Annotated in this window: 18 protein-coding genes; 10 read left to right on the plus strand and 8 right to left on the minus strand. The window is 71.6% G+C overall.

All coding sequences use genetic code 11. The annotated features are described in order from the left end of the window. Positions 1 to 22: 22 nt before the first annotated feature. The gene (locus CMN_RS08915) at positions 23 to 514 is read left to right on the plus strand and encodes a glutathione peroxidase (RefSeq protein ID WP_015490488.1); all 492 of its coding nucleotides are present in this window, start codon (positions 23 to 25) and stop codon (positions 512 to 514) included. A 45-nt stretch (positions 515 to 559) separates the two neighbouring features. On the opposite strand, the gene CMN_RS08920 is transcribed toward CMN_RS08915, so the two are convergent. Next, positions 560 to 1,075: a mycothiol transferase gene (locus CMN_RS08920; RefSeq protein ID WP_015490489.1), complete on the minus strand. Its 516-nt coding sequence runs from the start codon at positions 1,073 to 1,075 to the stop codon at positions 560 to 562. 89 nt (positions 1,076 to 1,164) lie between these two features. On the opposite strand from CMN_RS08920, the gene CMN_RS08925 reads away from it, so the two are divergent. Beyond that, positions 1,165 to 1,581 carry a YchJ family protein gene (locus CMN_RS08925; protein WP_015490490.1) on the plus strand — a complete coding sequence of 139 codons (417 nt, stop codon included), beginning with the start codon at positions 1,165 to 1,167 and terminating at the stop codon, positions 1,579 to 1,581. A gap of 23 nt (positions 1,582 to 1,604) precedes the next feature. Here CMN_RS08925 and dhaM read toward each other — a convergent pair whose 3' ends face one another. Genes dhaM through dhaK form a run of 3 tightly spaced genes read right to left on the minus strand, consistent with a single transcriptional unit; the run spans position 1,605 to position 3,994 of the window. Then, the gene (gene dhaM / locus CMN_RS08930) at positions 1,605 to 2,339 is read right to left on the minus strand and encodes a dihydroxyacetone kinase phosphoryl donor subunit DhaM (RefSeq protein ID WP_015490491.1); all 735 of its coding nucleotides are present in this window, start codon (positions 2,337 to 2,339) and stop codon (positions 1,605 to 1,607) included. Beyond that, on the minus strand, positions 2,336 to 2,989 hold the full coding sequence (gene dhaL, locus CMN_RS08935; RefSeq protein WP_015490492.1) for a dihydroxyacetone kinase subunit DhaL: 654 nt from the start codon (positions 2,987 to 2,989) through the stop codon (positions 2,336 to 2,338). Before dhaL ends, dhaM begins: the two co-directional genes overlap by 4 nt. A 3-nt stretch (positions 2,990 to 2,992) precedes the next feature. Continuing rightward, positions 2,993 to 3,994: a dihydroxyacetone kinase subunit DhaK gene (gene dhaK, locus CMN_RS08940; RefSeq protein WP_015490493.1), complete on the minus strand. Its 1,002-nt coding sequence runs from the start codon at positions 3,992 to 3,994 to the stop codon at positions 2,993 to 2,995. Positions 3,995 to 4,220: 226 nt separating this feature from the next. Here dhaK and CMN_RS08945 point away from each other — a divergent pair, with 226 nt between their 5' ends. Further along, a complete protein-coding gene (locus tag CMN_RS08945; RefSeq protein WP_172638677.1) occupies positions 4,221 to 5,027 on the plus strand; it encodes an MIP/aquaporin family protein in 807 nt (268 codons plus the stop codon). Positions 5,028 to 5,054: 27 nt separating this feature from the next. Further along, entirely contained in the window at positions 5,055 to 6,572 is a 1,518-nt protein-coding gene (glpK, locus tag CMN_RS08950; RefSeq protein WP_015490495.1) for a glycerol kinase GlpK, read from the plus strand. 97 nt (positions 6,573 to 6,669) lie between these two features. On the opposite strand, the gene CMN_RS08955 is transcribed toward glpK, so the two are convergent. Both CMN_RS08955 and trpD read right to left on the minus strand, forming a co-directional pair. After that, the gene (locus CMN_RS08955) at positions 6,670 to 7,416 is read right to left on the minus strand and encodes an SOS response-associated peptidase (RefSeq protein WP_041465271.1); all 747 of its coding nucleotides are present in this window, start codon (positions 7,414 to 7,416) and stop codon (positions 6,670 to 6,672) included. A 48-nt stretch (positions 7,417 to 7,464) separates the two neighbouring features. After that, positions 7,465 to 8,520, minus strand: coding sequence for an anthranilate phosphoribosyltransferase (gene trpD, locus CMN_RS08960; RefSeq protein ID WP_015490497.1), 1,056 nt, complete (start codon positions 8,518 to 8,520; stop codon positions 7,465 to 7,467). 80 nt (positions 8,521 to 8,600) lie between these two features. Here trpD and ctaE point away from each other — a divergent pair, with 80 nt between their 5' ends. The 6 genes from ctaE (at position 8,601) to CMN_RS14660 (ending at position 15,564) form a co-directional block, all read left to right on the plus strand. Beyond that, a complete protein-coding gene (gene ctaE, locus CMN_RS08965) occupies positions 8,601 to 9,239 on the plus strand; it encodes an aa3-type cytochrome oxidase subunit III (protein WP_015490498.1) in 639 nt (212 codons plus the stop codon). Between the two features lie 26 nt (positions 9,240 to 9,265). Then, entirely contained in the window at positions 9,266 to 10,066 is an 801-nt protein-coding gene (qcrC, locus tag CMN_RS08970; RefSeq protein ID WP_015490499.1) for a cytochrome bc1 complex diheme cytochrome c subunit, read from the plus strand. 45 nt (positions 10,067 to 10,111) lie between these two features. Further along, the gene (qcrA, locus tag CMN_RS08975) at positions 10,112 to 11,221 is read left to right on the plus strand and encodes a cytochrome bc1 complex Rieske iron-sulfur subunit (RefSeq protein ID WP_015490500.1); all 1,110 of its coding nucleotides are present in this window, start codon (positions 10,112 to 10,114) and stop codon (positions 11,219 to 11,221) included. Then, positions 11,205 to 12,830, plus strand: coding sequence for a cytochrome bc1 complex cytochrome b subunit (qcrB, locus tag CMN_RS08980; protein ID WP_106389149.1), 1,626 nt, complete (start codon positions 11,205 to 11,207; stop codon positions 12,828 to 12,830). Before qcrA ends, qcrB begins: the two co-directional genes overlap by 17 nt. A 117-nt stretch (positions 12,831 to 12,947) precedes the next feature. Beyond that, the gene (locus CMN_RS08985) at positions 12,948 to 13,874 is read left to right on the plus strand and encodes a methyltransferase domain-containing protein (RefSeq protein WP_015490502.1); all 927 of its coding nucleotides are present in this window, start codon (positions 12,948 to 12,950) and stop codon (positions 13,872 to 13,874) included. Between the two features lie 325 nt (positions 13,875 to 14,199). Then, positions 14,200 to 15,564, plus strand: coding sequence for a PP2C family protein-serine/threonine phosphatase (locus tag CMN_RS14660; protein WP_051057932.1), 1,365 nt, complete (start codon positions 14,200 to 14,202; stop codon positions 15,562 to 15,564). 231 nt (positions 15,565 to 15,795) lie between these two features. Here CMN_RS14660 and CMN_RS09000 read toward each other — a convergent pair whose 3' ends face one another. Both CMN_RS09000 and CMN_RS09005 read right to left on the minus strand, forming a co-directional pair. Further along, positions 15,796 to 16,233, minus strand: coding sequence for a GNAT family N-acetyltransferase (locus tag CMN_RS09000; RefSeq protein ID WP_015490504.1), 438 nt, complete (start codon positions 16,231 to 16,233; stop codon positions 15,796 to 15,798). Positions 16,234 to 16,237: 4 nt separating this feature from the next. After that, positions 16,238 to 16,654: a cytochrome c oxidase subunit 4 gene (locus CMN_RS09005; RefSeq protein WP_015490505.1), complete on the minus strand. Its 417-nt coding sequence runs from the start codon at positions 16,652 to 16,654 to the stop codon at positions 16,238 to 16,240.

The raw sequence follows: 16,654 nt of genomic DNA on the forward strand, positions 1-16,654 counted from the left end.
GGGACGGGTCTACGTTCGGGCCATGACGCATCCCCGACTCGATCCGATCCCGCTGACCACCCTCCAGGGAGAGGACACCACGTTCGGCGCGTACGCCGACAAGGTCGTGCTCGTCGTCAACGTCGCCTCGCGCTGCGGCCTGGCGCCGCAGTACGAGAAGCTCGAGCAGCTGCAGCGCACCTACGGGGAGCGCGGCTTCACAGTCATCGGCTTCCCGAGCAACCAATTCCTGCAGGAGCTCGGATCCGCGGAGGCCATCGACGAGTACTGCTCCACCACGTGGGGCGTCACCTTCCCGATGATGGAGAAGGTCAAGGTCAACGGCCGGTCCGCGCACCCCGTCTACGCGGAGCTGACGAAGACGCCCGACGCCGAGGGCAAGGCAGGCCGCGTGAAGTGGAACTTCGAGAAGTTCGTCGTCACGCCGTCGGGCGCCGTGCACCGCTTCCGGCCCACGGTCGAGCCGGACGCACCGGAGATCGTGTCGCTCATCGAAGCCGAGCTGCCCTCCTGAGGGCGGTGGCGGTCGGCGGTCGCTCGCGCCGATGCGCCTCCGTCGTCAGCGGCGACGGGCGACGAGGCCCGCGAGGTACGACGCCTGGCCGGCGTGCTGCAGGTCGTCGGAGAGCACGCTGACGAGGCGGGCGCCGAGCGTCACGGGCGGGGTCCAGTCCTCGTCGACCACGCGGTCGAGGTCCGCGTCGTCGAGCCCGGCGAGGTAGGACAGCGTGGCCGACTGCACGGCGTCGAGGTAGCCGAGCAGCAGCTCGGCGGTGACGCCCGCGAGCGATGCGACGTCCTCCGGCGACTGCCCGTACCCGGTCGCCGTCTCGTCGAACGGGAGGGCGAAGCGTCCCTCCCATCCCCCGGCCTTCCACGTCTGGTCCCGGCCGGCGACGTCGGCGACCTGGGCGTCCTGCACGCGGGCGAGGTGCCAGACGAGCCAGCCGACGGAGTTGGCCGGGGGATCCGGACGGAAGGCGAGATCGTCGGCGTCGAGCCCGTCGACGGCGACGCGGACGATCTCGGCGATGCGCCCGTAGGCGTCCACGAGCAGGTCGGTGGCGGGGGTCATGGTGCTCCTCGGGTCGCGGATCGAGCGGGCCGGCGGGCGCGGTCGCCCCTCCATCCTGCTCCGCGTCGCCGGCATGGGAGGCTCGCAGGATGACGCGCCTCTCCCCCGAAGCCCCGTGGTCGACGCCCGACGACGACGCCTGGTGCCCGTGCACGAGCGGCAATCCGTACGGCGCGTGCTGCGGTCCGCTGCACCGGGGCGACACGGACGCGCCGACCGCGGAGCGGCTGATGCGCTCCCGGTTCTCCGCCTACGCCCGCGGCGACGCGGCGTACCTCGCGCGCAGCTGGCACCCCTCGACGCGACCCGGGGAGATCGACCTCGACCCGTCCGTCCGGTGGTTCCGGCTCACGATCCACCGCACGGCGCTCGGCGGGCCCGACGACGCGACGGGCGTCGTCGACTTCGAGGCGGTGTTCCGGCACGACGGCGAGCGCGGCAGCCAGCGGGAGGCGAGCCGCTTCGTCCGGCAGACGGGATCCTGGGTGTACCTCGACGCCCTCTGACCGCCCCGGCCGCGAGAGCCGCGTCAGGCCTCCCCGAACCCCGACTCGATCAGCTCGACCAGCGCGGTGACGGCCTCCTCGGCGTCGTCGCCCGTGGCCTCGATCACGACGTGCGCGCCGCGGGTCAGGCCGAGGGCCATGACGCCCAGGAGCGACGCCGCGTTCTGCCCGTTGACGGTGACGGCCGCGGAGTAGGCCGACGCGCGCGTGACGAATTCGGCGGCGGGCCGGGCGTGCAGGCCGTCGCGGTTGACCAGGGTCGCCTCGCCGCGGACGGTGCCCGATCCGCCTGCCGGTGCGGGCTCGGTGCAGTCGGCGCCCGGATCCGGAGCGAGGCCCGCGTCGGCGTCCTCCGCGGCGTCCGCGCTTGCGGCCGAGGCGGCGGCCGCGGCCACGTCCTCGAGGGAGCCGCCCGTCTCGGCGGCGACCGCGGCGGCGACCGCGCCCTCCACCAGCGGCGCGCGCACCACGAGGACGCGCGCGGCGGCGTCCTCGTCGAGCAGGTCGACCGCGGTCTCGGCAGTGAGGTACGCGGATCCGAGGTCGGCGAGCACGACGACGCCGTCGCCGCCCTCGGCCTCGGCGAGCGCAGCGGAGACGACTTCGAAGCTGGTGCCGATGCCCGCGTCGTCGCGCGTGCCGTCGCCGGATCCGCCCGCGGGCACGAGCGCGACGGTCGGCGCCATCTGGCGCGCGAGGTCGACGAGCCCGTGCGCGATGAGGGCGCTGTGGGAGACGAGGACGATGCCGACGCTCACGACGCGGCCCCCTCGGCGTCGCGGGCCGTCGCGGCCGCCGCGCGCAGGAGGAGCGCGGACGACTGCGCGCCCGGATCCCGGTGACCGATGGCGCGTTCCCCCAGGTAGGACGCGCGTCCCTTGCGGGCGACGAGCGGCTCCGTCGCCTTCGCCCCGCGCGCGGCGGCATCGGCGGCGGCCCCCAGGGCGTCGGCCGGGCTCGATCCCGCGTCGGCGGCCGCACGCGCGGCCTCGGCCGCGGGGCCCCACGCGTCCACCATCGTCTTGTCGCCGCGCTCGGCCTTGCCGCGGAGGACGATGCCGCCCACCGCCGCCTCGAGGAGGTCGGCGATCGCGGACGCGTCGAGGTCGGCGCGGCCCGTGACGGCCGCGGAGGCCTTGAGGTAGGCCGTGCCGAGCAGCGGGCCGGACGCGCCGCCGACGGTGGAGATCAGAGTGGTGGCGACCGTCTTCAGCGCGTCGGCGGGCGAGGCGTCGGACGCGAGGCCCGCCAGCTTCTCCGTGACGGCCCCGAAGCCGCGGTCGAGGTTCTCGCCGTGGTCGCCGTCGCCGATCTCGCGATCGAGCGTGATGAGCTCACCGCGCTGGTCGGCGACGACGCGCGCCGCCTCCGTGATCCAGGCGACGACCCAGTCGGTCCCGAGTGCCATGAGCTACCTCCCCCACCGCAGCGCGGCGGTCTGCACGGGCGAGTCCCACAGGTCGACGAGCTCGTCGTCGAGCAGGAGCACCGTGAGGGAAAGACCCTCCATGTCGAGGGCCGTGACGTAGTCTCCCACGAGGCTGCGGGCGACCGTCAGGCCGGCCTCCTCGAGCACGGCGGCCGCGCGGCGGTAGGCGATGTAGAGCTCGGACAGCGGCGTCGCACCCATCCCGTTCACGAGGAGCAGCACGCGGCTGCCGGCCGGCGCACCGAGATCCTCGAGCACCGGGTCGAGGAGGCGCTCCACGATGGCGTCCACCGGCTCGAGGGGCAGACTGACGCGGCCGGGCTCGCCGTGGATCCCGATGCCGATCTCCATCTCGTCGTCCTCCAGCGCGAAGCTCGGCTCGCCGGCGTGCGGGACGGTGCATGCGCGGATGGCGACGCCCATGCTCCGCACCTGCCCGACCACCCGCTCGGCGATCGCGGCCACGGCCTCGAGGTCGTCCCCGCGCTCCGCGGCGGCGCCCGCGATGCGCTCCACGAGCACGGTGCCCGCGACCCCGCGGCGGCCGGCCGTGTACAGGGAGTCGGTCACCGCGACGTCGTCGTCGACCACGACGGTCCGCACCCGCACGCCCTCCGCCTCCGCGAGCTCGGCCGCGGTCTCGAAGTTGAGGACGTCGCCCGTGTAGTTCTTCACGATGTGCAGCACGCCCGCCCCGCCGTCCACGGCCAGGGTGGCGGCGACGACCGGATCCGGGGTGGGGCTCGTGAACACCGGCCCGGGCACGGCGGCGTCGAGCATCCCGTGGCCCACGAACCCGGCGTGCAGCGGCTCGTGCCCGCTGCCGCCGCCGCTGACGAGGGCGACGCGCCCGGGGCGGGTGGCGTCCGCGCGCCGGACGAAGAGCGGGTCGGCGCTCAGGACGACCAGGTCGGGGTGGGCGGCGGCGAAGCCCGCGACGGCCTCGTCGGCCACCGCCCTCGGATCGTTGATCAGCTTCTTCACTGCCGGCTCCTCGCGGGTCCCGGGCGGCCCCTCGGCCGCCGCGCATCCGAGCCGGATCGAGATCGGGACTCGGTCGGCGGCGACTCGGGCATGCCGCCAACTTACGCCCGGCAGGAGGAGCTCCGACAGCCCCGCGGACCCTCCCCCGCGGGCCGGATGCACGTCGCGGAGCGGCCAGCCGGGACAGGGACGCCCTCGTCGCCGGCACTAGATTGGAGGGACCGCAATGAGGCGGAAGAGGTCGCCCCCGCGCCTCGACGAACGATCGGAGCACCACGCAGTGGATCTTGGAGTCATATTCCTGTCGGAGACGGTGGGCACCGCCCTCCTCGTCCTCCTGGGATGCGGAGTCGTGGCGAACGTCGCGCTCATCAAGTCGAAGGGCCTCGCCGGAGGCACCCTGATGGTCAACTTCGGCTGGGGCCTCGCGGTCTTCGCCGGCGTCACCGTCTCGTACGCGTCCGGCGCGCATCTGAACCCCGCCGTCACGCTCGGCCTCCTCGCCGCCGGCAAGATCGAGGACGTCGCGAGCGTCCCCGTGTACATCCTCGCCCAGATGGTCGGCGCCATCATCGGCGCCGTCTTCTGCTGGCTCGCCTACAAGCAGCACTTCGACGAGGAGCCCGACGCGGCCACCAAGCTCGGCGTCTTCTCGACCGGCCCGTCCATCCGCAACTACGCGTGGAACCTCGTCACCGAGATCATCGGCACGTTCGTGCTCGTCATCGTGATCCTCGGCTTCAGCCTCGCGAACAACCCCGACGCGGACGCGGCCACCCCCGCCGGCCTCTCCGCCCTCGGCGCGATCCCCGTCGCGCTGCTCGTGGTCGGCATCGGCGCGTCCCTCGGCGGCCCGACCGGCTATGCCATCAACCCCGCACGTGACCTCGGGCCCCGCATCGCGCACGCGATCCTCCCCATCAAGGGCAAGGGCTCGAGCGACTGGTCCTACGCGTGGGTCCCCGTCGTCGGCCCCGCCATCGGCGGCGTCCTCGCCGGCCTCGCGTCCTACGCGCTGCTCCCCATCCTCTAGAACCCCGACCCTCATAGGAGAGACCACATGAGCGAGAAGTACATCGTCGCCATCGACCAGGGCACCACCAGCACGCGGGCCATCGTCTTCGACCACAGCGGATCCATCGTGTCCACCGGCCAGCTCGAGCACGAGCAGATCTTCCCCCGCGCCGGCTGGGTCGAGCACGACCCGATGGAGATCTGGCGCAACACGCGCGAGGTCATCGGCCAGGCGCTGTCCAAGGCCGACATCACGCGCCACGACGTCGAGGCCGTGGGCATCACCAACCAGCGCGAGACCGCCGTCGTGTGGGACCGCACCACCGGCAAGCCCGTCTACAACGCCATCGTCTGGCAGGACACCCGCACCCAGAGGATCGTCGACCGCCTCGCGGCCGACGGCGGCGTCGAGCGCTTCAAGCCCACCGTCGGGCTCCCGCTCGCCACCTACTTCTCCGGCACGAAGATCGTCTGGATCCTCGAGAACGTCGACGGCGCCCGCGAGAAGGCCGAGGCCGGCGACCTCATGTTCGGCACGACCGACACATGGGTCCTGTGGAACCTCACCGGCGGCACCGACGGCGGCGTCCACGTCACCGACGTGACGAACGCCTCCCGCACGCTCTTCATGGACCTCGAGACCCTCCAGTGGGACGACGAGATCCTGGAGGCGTTCGACGTGCCGCGCTCGATGCTCCCCGAGATCAAGAGCTCCTCCGAGGTCTACGGGCACGTCGAGTCGTCGAGCCTCCTGCGCGAGGTCCCCATCGCGGGCATCCTCGGCGACCAGCAGGCCGCCACGTTCGGCCAGGCCGCCTTCGACCAGGGCGAGTCGAAGAACACGTACGGCACCGGCAACTTCCTGATCTTCAACACCGGCACCGACATCATCCACTCGCAGAACGGCCTCCTCACGACGCTCGGCTACAAGCTGGGCGACGCCGAGCCGCACTACGCGCTCGAGGGATCCATCGCGGTCACGGGCTCGCTCGTGCAGTGGATGCGCGACAACCTCGGCCTCGTGTCGAGCGCCGCGGAGATCGAGACGCTGGCGGCCACGGTCGAGGACAACGGCGGGGTGTACTTCGTCCCCGCGTTCTCCGGCCTGTTCGCGCCGTACTGGCGCTCGGACGCGCGCGGCGCCCTCGTCGGCCTCACGCGCTTCGTCAACAAGGGCCACATCGCCCGTGCGGCCCTCGAGGCCACGGCCTTCCAGACCCGCGAGGTGCTCGACGCGGTCAACGCCGACTCCGGCGTCGACCTCACCGAGCTCAAGGTCGACGGCGGCATGATCGCCAACAACCTGCTCATGCAGTTCCAGGCCGACATCCTCGGCGTCCCCGTCGTCCGCCCGGTCGTCGCGGAGACCACCGCGCTCGGCGCCGCGTACGCCGCGGGCCTCGCCACCGGGTTCTGGAAGGACCTCGACGACCTCCGCAGCAACTGGCAGGAGGACAGCCGCTGGACGCCGGACATGGACGACGCCGAGCGCGAGCGCCAGCTGCGCCTCTGGAAGAAGGCCGTCACGAAGACCTTCGACTGGGTCGACGACGACGTGCAGTAGACCGCACCCGCACGATCCGCGCGCCCCGTCAGCACCGCTGGCGGGGCGCGCGGCGTCTCCCGGCGGCCATGCGGCCGCCCGTTCGCCCGCGGCCGCGTCAGAGGAGCGTCGGCTGCTCGCCGTCCGCGGGCGCGTCGTCGACGGGCGCGACGAGGTCGGGCCCGTCGTTCCGCACGCTGTTGACGCGCGTCGACACGAGCCGCGGCACGAGGTGCGGCTCCGGCAGGGAGCCCAGCAGGTGCCGCACGTCGTCGACGGCGGTCGTGCCCGCGTCCAGCCAGTCGTCCAGACGATCGCGCGGCACGATCACGGGGGTGCGGTCGTGGATGTGCCCGAGCGCATCGCTCGCGGCGGACGTGATGATCGCGAGGCTCCGCAGCCACGCGCCGGGCTCGCCGTCCGGGACGGACGGGTCCCGCCAGTGCTCGTACACGGCGGCGAATGCCAGCGGGCGATCGTCCTCGGCGTGCAGGTAGACCGGCTGCTTCCCGGACGCGGTGGCCTGCCACTCGTAGTACCCGTCCGCCGGCACGACGGCCCGCCGCGTGAGCACGGCCCTCCGGAACGTCGGCTTCTCGGTGACCGTCTCGACCCGCGCGTTGATGAGCGGCGCCCCCTGCACGGCCTTCGCCCACGGCGGGACGATCCCCCACCGGGCGCCGGTCACGACGCGGCGGACGTCGCCGCCCGGGTCGCCGTGCGGATGCCGGTCGGCGACCATGCGGACCGTGGTCGTCGGGGCGACGTTCCACGAGGGGGCCGGGTCGTCGCCCTCGACGTCGTCGACCGACCAGTCCCCGACGAGGTCGCCCGTCGCCCGCGCCACCACGAATCTCCCGCACATGCGTCCATCATCCGCTCGCACGGCGGACATCGTCAGCGGCGACGCGGATCAGGCGCGCGTCGCCGCCGCCCACTCCTCGAGCTTCGCGGCGGCGCGGCCGGAGTCCACCGCGTCGGCGGCGACGGCGAGCTTCTCGCGCAGCCGGCGCGCCATCGGCTGCTGCACGCGCGTCGGATCCCCCATCAGGTCGAATGCCTCGAGGCCGGCGGCGACGTTCAGCAGCACGACGTCGCGCTGCGGACCGGCTCCTCCGGCGAGGACGCGGCGGATCACCTCCGCGTTCTCCTCCACCCCCGCGCCGAGGAGCGCCTCGATGGGAGCGCGCGGGATCCCGAGCTCGAGCGGGTCGAGGTCGTGCTCCGTGACCGCGCCCCGGCTCACCTCCCAGATGTGGCTGTGCCCCGTGGTCGTGAGCTTGTCGATCCCGTCGTCGCCCCGGTACACGAGCGCGGTGGCGCCGCGGGTCCGGAAGACCCCCACCATGAGCGGGACGCGCGACAGGTCGGCGACGCCCACCGCGGACGACTCGGGCCGCGCCGGGTTGCAGAGCGGCCCGAGCACGTTGAACAGCGTCGAGATGCCGAGCTCGCGCCGGGTGGACGCGGCATGGCGGAAGCCCGGGTGGAAGAGGGCGGCGTGCGCGTACGTGATGCCGGTCTCGCGGAGCACCTCCGCGACGCGCTCGGGCGCGATGGTGAGGTCGACCCCGAGGGCGCTCAGCACGTCGGACGCGCCCGAGGGCGAGCTCGCCCCGCGGTTGCCGTGCTTGATGACGGGGACGCCCGCGGCGGCCGCGATCACCGACGCCACCGACGAGATGTTGAGGACCGCGCCGTAAGGGTCCCCTCCCGTGCCCACGATGTCGAGCGCGCGCGGATCCGCGTCGAGCGGCAGCGCCTCCTCGAGCACCGCGTCGCGGAAGCCGACGATCTCGTCGACGGTCTCGCCGGACGCCCGCAGCGCCACCAGGAGGCCGCCCAGCTGCGCGGGAGTCGCCTCCCCGCGCATCACCTGGCGCATCGCCCAGGTCGACTCCGACACCGAGAGGTGGCGCCCCTCAATGAGCGTGGTGATGAGCGCGGGCCAGGTCGGGGCGGAGGGCATGGCGATCAGCCTAACGAGCGGCTGGATCGGATCTCACGGGCGGCCGGGGTGGGCATCGGGTGTCGTCGGCCTAGGTCATAATGGAACCTGTGACCACCACCTCAATCTCCCCAGTATCGACCGCGCCGGTGGTGAACCGGCCGAACACGGTCGCCGTCGGCACCATCGTGTGGCTCGGCAGCGAGGTGATGTTCTTCGCGGGTCTCTTCGCGATCTACTTCACCCTGCGTTCCACGTCCGGTGCCCTCTGGGAGTTCGAGGCGGGCCGCCTCAACGTGCCCTTCTCCCTCGTGAACACGCTCATCCTCGTGTCGAGCTCGTTCACGTGCCAGTTCGGCGTGTTCGCGGCCGAGCGCCTGCAGGCACGGGCCACGGGCTGGAAGCCCAGCCAGTGGGGCACGGTCGAATGGTTCTTCCTCACCTACGCCCTCGGCGCCATCTTCGTCGTGGGCCAGATCTTCGAGTACGCCACCCTCGTCACCGAGGGGATCACGCTCGGCAGCAATGCCTACGGCTCGGCGTTCTACATAACCACGGGCTTCCACGGCCTCCACGTCACCGGCGGCCTCATCGCCTTCCTCCTCGTCATCGGCCGCATCTTCGCGGTCCGGTCGATGGGGCACAGGGAGGCCACGAGCGCCATCGTCGTGTCCTACTACTGGCACTTCGTCGACGTGGTCTGGATCGGGCTCTTCCTGGTCATCTACGTCCTCAAATAGCACCGAGCGGGAGCAACAACCACAGCATGAGCACCAAGACAGCACGCGCCCGTCGAACCGGTCGCCGCAGCCCCCTGACCACCATCGCCCTGCTCGCCATCGGCCTGCTCGCCACGGGCGGCGCCTACTCGATGATCCAGTCGGGCACCGCGTCGGCCGAGGTCGACCTCAAGTCCGCGCAGACCATCGACGAGGGCCAGAAGCTCTTCGGCTCGAACTGCGCCACCTGCCACGGCATGGACGCGACCGGCACGGGCGTCGCCCCGAGCCTCATCGGCGTCGGCGCGGCCTCCGTCGACTTCCAGGTCGGCACCGGCCGCATGCCGCTGCAGGGCACCACGGTCCAGGCACCGGAGAAGCCCACGCAGTTCACCGACACCCAGGTGAAGCAGCTCGCGGCCTACGTCGCCTCCCTCGCTCCGGGCCCGGCCATCCCCGACGGCCAGTACCTCGATGGCAAGGGCGACGCGGCGAACGGCGCCGAGCTCTTCCGCATCAACTGCGCCATGTGCCACAACGTGGCCGCGGCAGGAGGCGCCCTCACGGAGGGCAAGTTCGCCCCCAGCCTCGAGGGCGTGGCCCCGGTCCACATCTACGAGGCCATGGTCACCGGCCCGCAGAACATGCCGGTCTTCAACGACACCAATATCTCCCCCGAGGACAAGCGCGACATCATCACGTCGCTGCAGTACATCGAGGAGAACAGCACGGTCGGCGGCGCGAACCTCGGCGGGCTCGGCCCGGTCTCTGAGGGGCTCTTCATGTGGATCTTCGGCCTCGGCGGCATCGTCGCCCTGACCGTGTGGCTCACGGCCCGGTCCAACTGACGCCCGCATCGATGACCCGCAGCAGAACACAGGAGAGGCACGTACATGGCACACGACGATAAGGACGAGTCGGGCGTCGTCCCCGCGGGCTACGACGCCGGCGAGCTCGAGCCGGCAGGCCGTGACGTCGTGCTCCCCGGCGGCACCGCCGTCGCCACGCGCGACGCCTTCCAGAACCCCGGCTTCCCGGAGCACCGCATCCGCGTCACCGACAAGGACCCGAAGAAGGCGAAGACCGCCGAGCGCGTCGTCTACACCTGGTTCTACCTGTCCATCGTGGGCAGCGTCTTCGCCATCGGCGCGTACTTCGGCTTCCCGATCTACGCGGACGACCCCGGCAGCGTGCGCCTCAACAACCTCTTCCTCGGCGTCGGCATCGCGCTGGCGCTCCTGAGCCTCGGCATCGGCGCCATCCACTGGTCCAAGTCCCTCATGAGCGACCACGAGCTGATCGACGAGCGCCACCCGCAGGGCGGCTCGCCCGCCACGCAGGCCCGCGCCGTCGAGATCTTCGCCCAGGCCAATGAGGAGTCCGGCTTCGGTCGTCGCTCCCTCATCCGCAACAGCCTCATCGGCGCCCTCGTCGCGTTCCCGCTCCCGGCCGTGATCCTCTTCCGCGACCTCTACCCGGGCAGCGCCGAGGAGCCCGCCTCCGCCCTCAGCCACACTCTGTGGAAGAAGGGCGAGGTCCTCACCCGCGATCCCTCCGGCACCCCCATCAAGGCGTCGGACGTCACGATCGGCTCGGCGTTCCACGTCATCCCGGCCTCCCTCATGGAGCTCGAGGAGGGCAAGCTCGAGGAGAAGGCCAAGGCCGCGGTGCTGCTCATGCGCCTCCGCCCCGAGGACCTCGTCGAGACGCCGGAGCGCAAGGGCTGGTCCTACGACGGGATCGTCGCGTACTCCAAGGTCTGCACGCACGTGGGTTGCCCGGTGGCGCTCTACGAGCAGCAGACCCACCACCTCCTCTGCCCCTGCCACCAGTCCCAGTTCGACGTGACCAACCACTGCGAGGTCATCTTCGGACCGGCCAAGCGGCCCCTGCCGCAGCTGCCCATCGCCGTCAACGACGAGGGCTACCTCATTGCACAGAGTGATTTCACCGAGCCCGTAGGGGCGAGTTTCTGGGAGCGTCGTGGTGACTACAACAGCTGATCCGACCACGACGGGTGCCGCCGCGCCCGCCGCCAAGAGCGGGGGCGGCCTCACCGCCGCCGCCGCCACCTACCTCGACGAGCGCACCAGCGTCAGCGTCGCGGTCAAGGAGTTCGGGCGGAAGATCTTCCCGGACCACTGGTCCTTCATGCTCGGCGAGGTGGCGCTGTACAGCTTCGTCGTCATCCTGCTCACGGGCACGTGGCTCACGTTCTTCTTCAACCCGTCGATGGCGGAGACGCACTACGCCGGCTCGTACGCGCCCCTCAAGGGCGTCGAGATGTCGGTCGCCATGTCGTCGTCGCTCGACATCTCGTTCGACATCCGCGGCGGACTGCTCATGCGGCAGATCCACCACTGGGCCGCCCTGCTGTTCGTGGCGTCCATCGGCCTGCACATGCTGCGCATCTACTTCACGGGTGCCTTCCGCAAGCCGCGCGAACTGAACTGGTTCATCGGCTTCGTGCTCTTCATCCTCGCGATGGCCGAGGGCTTCACGGGCTACTCGCTCCCCGACGACCTGCTCTCCGGCAACGGCCTGCGCATCATCGACGGCATGGTCAAGGGCATCCCGGTCATCGGCACGTGGATCTCCTTCCTGCTCTTCGGCGGCGAGTTCCCGGGAACGCACATCATCCCGAGGCTCTACACCCTGCACATCCTGTTGCTGCCGGCGATCCTCGTGGCGTTCCTGGCGCTCCACCTCCTGTTCGTGGTCGTGCACAAGCACACCCAGTTCGCCGGCCCCGGCCGCACCAACGAGAACGTGGTCGGCGTCCCGGTGCTCCCCACCTTCGCGGCGAAGGCGGGCGGGTTCTTCTTCGTGGTCTTCGGCGTGATCGTCGTCATGGCGTCGTTCTTCACGATCAACCCGATCTGGAACTACGGGCCCTACGACCCCTCCCCCGTGTCGGCGGGAACGCAGCCCGACTGGTACATCGGCTTCGCGGACGGCGCGCTGCGACTCGTGCCGCCAGGACTCGAGTTCGTGCTGTTCGACCACACGTTCTCGTTCAACATCATCCTGCCGATCATGGTCCTGGGCCTGTTCATCGTGCTCGTCGCGCTCTACCCCTTCATCGAGGCGTGGATCACGGGCGACAAGCGCGAGCACCACATCCTCGACCGCCCGCGCAACGCCCCGACGCGCACCGCGATCGGCGCCGCCGGCGTCACGTTCTACGCGGTCCTCTGGTCCGCCGCGAGCTCCGACCTCATCGCCACGCACTTCAAGGTGTCGATGGAGGGCGTCATCCACACGCTGCAGGCGCTGCTGATCCTCGGACCGGTCATCGCCTACCAGGTGGCCAAGCGCATCTGCTTGGCGCTCATGAAGAAGGACCGCGAGATCGCCCTCCACGGCGTCGAGTCGGGCCGCATCGTGAAGCTGCCCGGCGGTGAGTTCATCGAGGTGCACGAGCAGCTGGACGAGTACGAGCGCTGGCGCCTGGTCAGCTTCGACGACTACAAGCCGCTCATGATTCGCCCGGACAGCCGTGGACGCATCACGGTCAACCAGCGGGCCCGCGCGGCGCTGTCGAAGTGGTTCTTCGAGGACCGGATCTCACCGGTCACCACGAAGGACGTCGAGCGCAGCGACCACCACTAGGCACGATCTCCGCTCGCGCTGAAGCTCGAGCACGACCGAGAGCCGGTCCGGCCGCACGCCGGACCGGCTCTCGTGCGTCCGGGTCCGAACATCGCCCACCACCACCGAGGAGCATCCGTGGACCTCGCGCGCCTCGCCTCCTGGCTGCGCTGCCCCACCTGCGGCGCCGACCTGCACCCGGATCCGCCACTCGTGCTCCGCTGCGAACGGGGCCATGCCGTCGACGCGAACAAGCGCGGCTACGCGACACTGCTGGCCGCCGGGACGCGCGTCACGGGCGACAGCGCGGAGATGCTCGCGGCCCGCGGCCGCTTCCTCGATCGCGGCCACTACGCGCCCGTGGTCGACGCGCTCGCTGACGCGCTCGGCATCGGACACCCGCCCATGGGGCTCCACCCCTCCGAGGGCGCGGACCCGACGCTCCCCGGAGGCGCCCTCCGCCTGCTCGACGCGGGGTGCGGCACCGGCCACTACCTCCACGCTCTGCTCGACCGCCTGCCGCGCTCCATCGGACTCGCGGCGGACCTCTCCCCCGTGGCCGTCGCCACGGCGGTGCGCGGCCGCACGCATGTGGACGGCGTCGTCGCGGACACCTGGTCCGGCCTGCCCCTGCGCGACGGCGCGGCGGACCTGATCCTCGACGTCTTCGCCCCCCGGAACATGCCGGAGTTCCACCGTGTGCTCGCGCCCGAGGGGCGCGTCGCGGTCGTGGCGGCGGGACCGGACCACCTCGCGCAGCTGCGCGAGGCGGGTCGGGCGGTCGGCGTCCAGGAGGCCAAGCGCGAACGGATACTCGAAGCGGCCGACCCGCTGTTCGAGGCCGTCGCGGAGACGCGCGTCCACCGCACCCTGCGTCTCTCCGACGACGACGTCGCGCTGCTGCTGGGGATGGGGCCGTCCGCGCATCACACGGGCGCTCACACGACGGGCGCCGCCGACGCTTCGGAGGCGCGAAGCTGCGCGCACGACCTCGAGCTCCAGGACGTGACGATCGACGTCATGATCCACGTCCTCCGCCGACGACAGGACGACACGTCCGACTGACGCCCGGGTCGTCCCGCCGAGCTGGGCGCGCATGCTCGGGCGCGCTGGTCGTCCGCGTCCCCGGGAGGCACCGGATCCCCGGGTCACGGCGACCGGATCTCCGCCCGGCGAAGCACCCCCCCGGTTCCCCCGGAGTCTTTTCCCTGCACCTAGAATTTCTCGGCGCGGCAGGTAGCCTGACAGGGTCACTGTGCTGCTGTCCGGGGGGAAGCGGTTCCCCGGCGTCGATGCTCCCCGCGCGGGAGCCCCGCACTCACGACGGAGGATCCCGCACCGGATCGACCGTCGGGCCCGACCCAGGATCACGGACCGCACCTTGCTCGACTTGACCACCCTCCGCGTCACGTTCGGCGTCTCGACCCTCACGCTGTTCCTGCTGTTCGCGCTCGTCACCTACCGGCACACCCGCTCGCCCTTCAGCTTCTGGTGGTGCGCCGCGCTCGCCCTCTTCATGGGCGGATCACTGGCGTACCTCCTCGACGGCACTCCGGGCCAGGCATGGGGCAACCCGCTCGGCAACGGCCTCATCGTCGCCGGCGCCGCGTCGACCTGGATGGGGAGCCGCTCCCTCCGCGGCCTGCCGACGCCGTGGTGGCTCGTGGTGGCGCCGACGGCGCTCGTCGTGGCCGTCTCGAGCGTCGATTCACCGGCGACCGACGACTGGTCCGGCGGCGCCCTGTACCTCGCCCTCATGTGCGCCCTGATCGCCCTGTCCACGCGGGAGCTCGTGCTGCTGGACGCCGGGCTGTCGCGCACCCGCTGGCCGCTGATCACGGCTTCCGGGGCGCTCGCGCTGTACTACGCCGTGCGCTTCGTCGTCTTCGTCGCGAGCGGGCCGCGGAGCGAGCTGTTCGGGGCCTGGTTCGGCACGCCGTCCACGACCCTGATCACCCTCGTGCTGCTCGTCGTGGTGTCCTTCAGCATGGCGTCCTTGAGCGGCGAGCAGGTGGCGAGGATGTTCGCCGCCCGTGCCGCACGATCCCGCCAGGAGCTCGTGGACGGCGGAGGCGTGCAGCGGCGGCTCCTCCCCCAGGCCGTGCCCGACCTGCCCGGCTACGACGTCGCCGGCTCGTGCGTGCCGAGCGGCGCGGTCAGCGGTGACTTCTTCGACTGGAAGGCGACTCCGAACGGCCTCGTCGTCACGCTCGCCGACGTCATGGGCAAGGGCGTGGGCGCCGCCATGATCGCCGCGACAGTGCGCGCCGCCCTGCGCATCGCCTCCCCCGAGCACGACCCCGCGGGCACGCTCACGGTCGTCGACCGCACCCTGGAGTCCGACCTCGATGTGAACGACGCCTTCGTCACCCTCCTCCACCTCCGCCTCGAAGCGTCCACCGGCGAGGTGGCCGTCGTGGACGCCGGTCACGGACTCGGCGTCGTGTGCCGCGTCGACGGTACGCGGGAGTCCGTACCGTCCCTCAACCTCCCGCTCGGCGCACTCGGGACGCAGCAGTGGGCCACGAGCACCGTGCGCCTCGATCCCGGCGACCTCCTGCTCACCTGCAGCGACGGGGTGCTGGACCTCTTCGACGGGACGCTCGCGTCGCTGGACACGGCCGCGCTCACCGCCATGGCCGCGGAACCCACGGCCCACGCGGCCGTCTGCAGCCTCACGCGACTGGCTGCCGAGGGGACGCCGCCCGACGACGTGACGGTGGTCGCCATCCGGCGCACGACCGACGCGCCCTGAGGAACGGCGCCGCTGCGCGCGGCGCTCGGCGATCACGTGGTCCGGGGCCCACCCGGACGTCGATGCGCTGCCCGCATCCCCGGCCGCGGAGAGCGCGGGCACGGTCCATGAGCGATCACCGCCCGCGGACGTCACCGCGCGGCCGGCTGCTGTCGACGTGGTCGGCGCGCGGTCTGAACGCGACGATGCCCGGCTCCCATGGGGGCCGGGCATCGAGGAGTGCGAGGTGGATCAGCGCAGGAGCTTCTTGTAGAACTCCGCCGTACGCTCGTAGCCGAGGCGCTTGTAGAAGTCGCCGGCGCGACGCGTGCTCATGGTGATCTGCCCGACGCCGCGGTCACCGCACAGGCGCTCGACTGCACGGACCAGGGCCGAGCCCGTCCCGGCGCTGCGGGCCGTCGTGTCCACCACGAGCTCCTCAAGGTGCGCGCTCAGTCCGCCCGCGTACAGGAGACGCGACACGACGAGGTAGGCGTACCCCACGACCGTCCCCGCGTCCTCCGCTATGAGGAGGACGTCGCGCCCCTCGTCCTTGTTCGCGCGCAGGATGTGGGAGAAGGTGACGTCGAAGTCGTCCCGTGTCGCCGGGGCGTTGATCATGTCCAGCTGCTGGCAGAGCGCGAACACCGCGTCGCCGTCCGAGGCCTGGGCGTGCCGGATGTCGACCATCGGATCAGCGGGCGAAGTAGCCGCGGTAGTACTCGTAGGTCCAGCCCACGAGCGCGATGAGCGCGAGCCCACCGCCGATGATGGCGATCCAGATGCCCACGGCGAGGCCGAGGAACACCGATGCGGCACCGGCGGCGAGGATCACGGGCCACCAGCTCCACGGGCTGAAGAATCCGAGCTCCGGGTCGCCGTCGTCGACGTTCGCGTCGCTGCGGTCCTCCGGCAGCTCCCCGTTCTGCGCGGCGTACAGCCGTGCCACGAAGAAGCCGATGAACGCCGCCAGCGCACCCGAGAGCGCGATGGTGAGCGTGCCGACCCACTCGACCGTGCCCTGGTCGATCAGGTGCCAGATCGTGTACGCACCCGCCGCGATGACGAAGAAGACCGCGAGGACGTAGAAGAGGTTCCTATTGGCGCGCAC

This window comes from Clavibacter nebraskensis NCPPB 2581 (assembly GCF_000355695.1).
In the GTDB taxonomy this organism is placed as follows: domain Bacteria; phylum Actinomycetota; class Actinomycetes; order Actinomycetales; family Microbacteriaceae; genus Clavibacter; species Clavibacter nebraskensis.

Excerpts from the sequence above, each read along its gene's own strand:
- CMN_RS08915 (WP_015490488.1), top strand. The coding sequence starts at position 23 with ATGACGCATCCCCGACTCGATCCGATCCCGCTGACCACCCTCCAGGGA.
- CMN_RS08920 (WP_015490489.1), bottom strand. The coding sequence starts at position 1,075 with ATGACCCCCGCCACCGACCTGCTCGTGGACGCCTACGGGCGCATCGCC.
- CMN_RS08925 (WP_015490490.1), top strand. The coding sequence starts at position 1,165 with ATGACGCGCCTCTCCCCCGAAGCCCCGTGGTCGACGCCCGACGACGAC.
- dhaL (WP_015490492.1), bottom strand. The coding sequence starts at position 2,989 with ATGGCACTCGGGACCGACTGGGTCGTCGCCTGGATCACGGAGGCGGCG.
- CMN_RS08945 (WP_172638677.1), top strand. The coding sequence starts at position 4,221 with ATGAGGCGGAAGAGGTCGCCCCCGCGCCTCGACGAACGATCGGAGCAC.
- glpK (WP_015490495.1), top strand. The coding sequence starts at position 5,055 with ATGAGCGAGAAGTACATCGTCGCCATCGACCAGGGCACCACCAGCACG.
- CMN_RS08955 (WP_041465271.1), bottom strand. The coding sequence starts at position 7,416 with ATGTGCGGGAGATTCGTGGTGGCGCGGGCGACGGGCGACCTCGTCGGG.
- trpD (WP_015490497.1), bottom strand. The coding sequence starts at position 8,520 with ATGCCCTCCGCCCCGACCTGGCCCGCGCTCATCACCACGCTCATTGAG.
- ctaE (WP_015490498.1), top strand. The coding sequence starts at position 8,601 with ATGGAACCTGTGACCACCACCTCAATCTCCCCAGTATCGACCGCGCCG.
- qcrC (WP_015490499.1), top strand. The coding sequence starts at position 9,266 with ATGAGCACCAAGACAGCACGCGCCCGTCGAACCGGTCGCCGCAGCCCC.
- qcrA (WP_015490500.1), top strand. The coding sequence starts at position 10,112 with ATGGCACACGACGATAAGGACGAGTCGGGCGTCGTCCCCGCGGGCTAC.
- CMN_RS09000 (WP_015490504.1), bottom strand. The coding sequence starts at position 16,233 with ATGGTCGACATCCGGCACGCCCAGGCCTCGGACGGCGACGCGGTGTTC.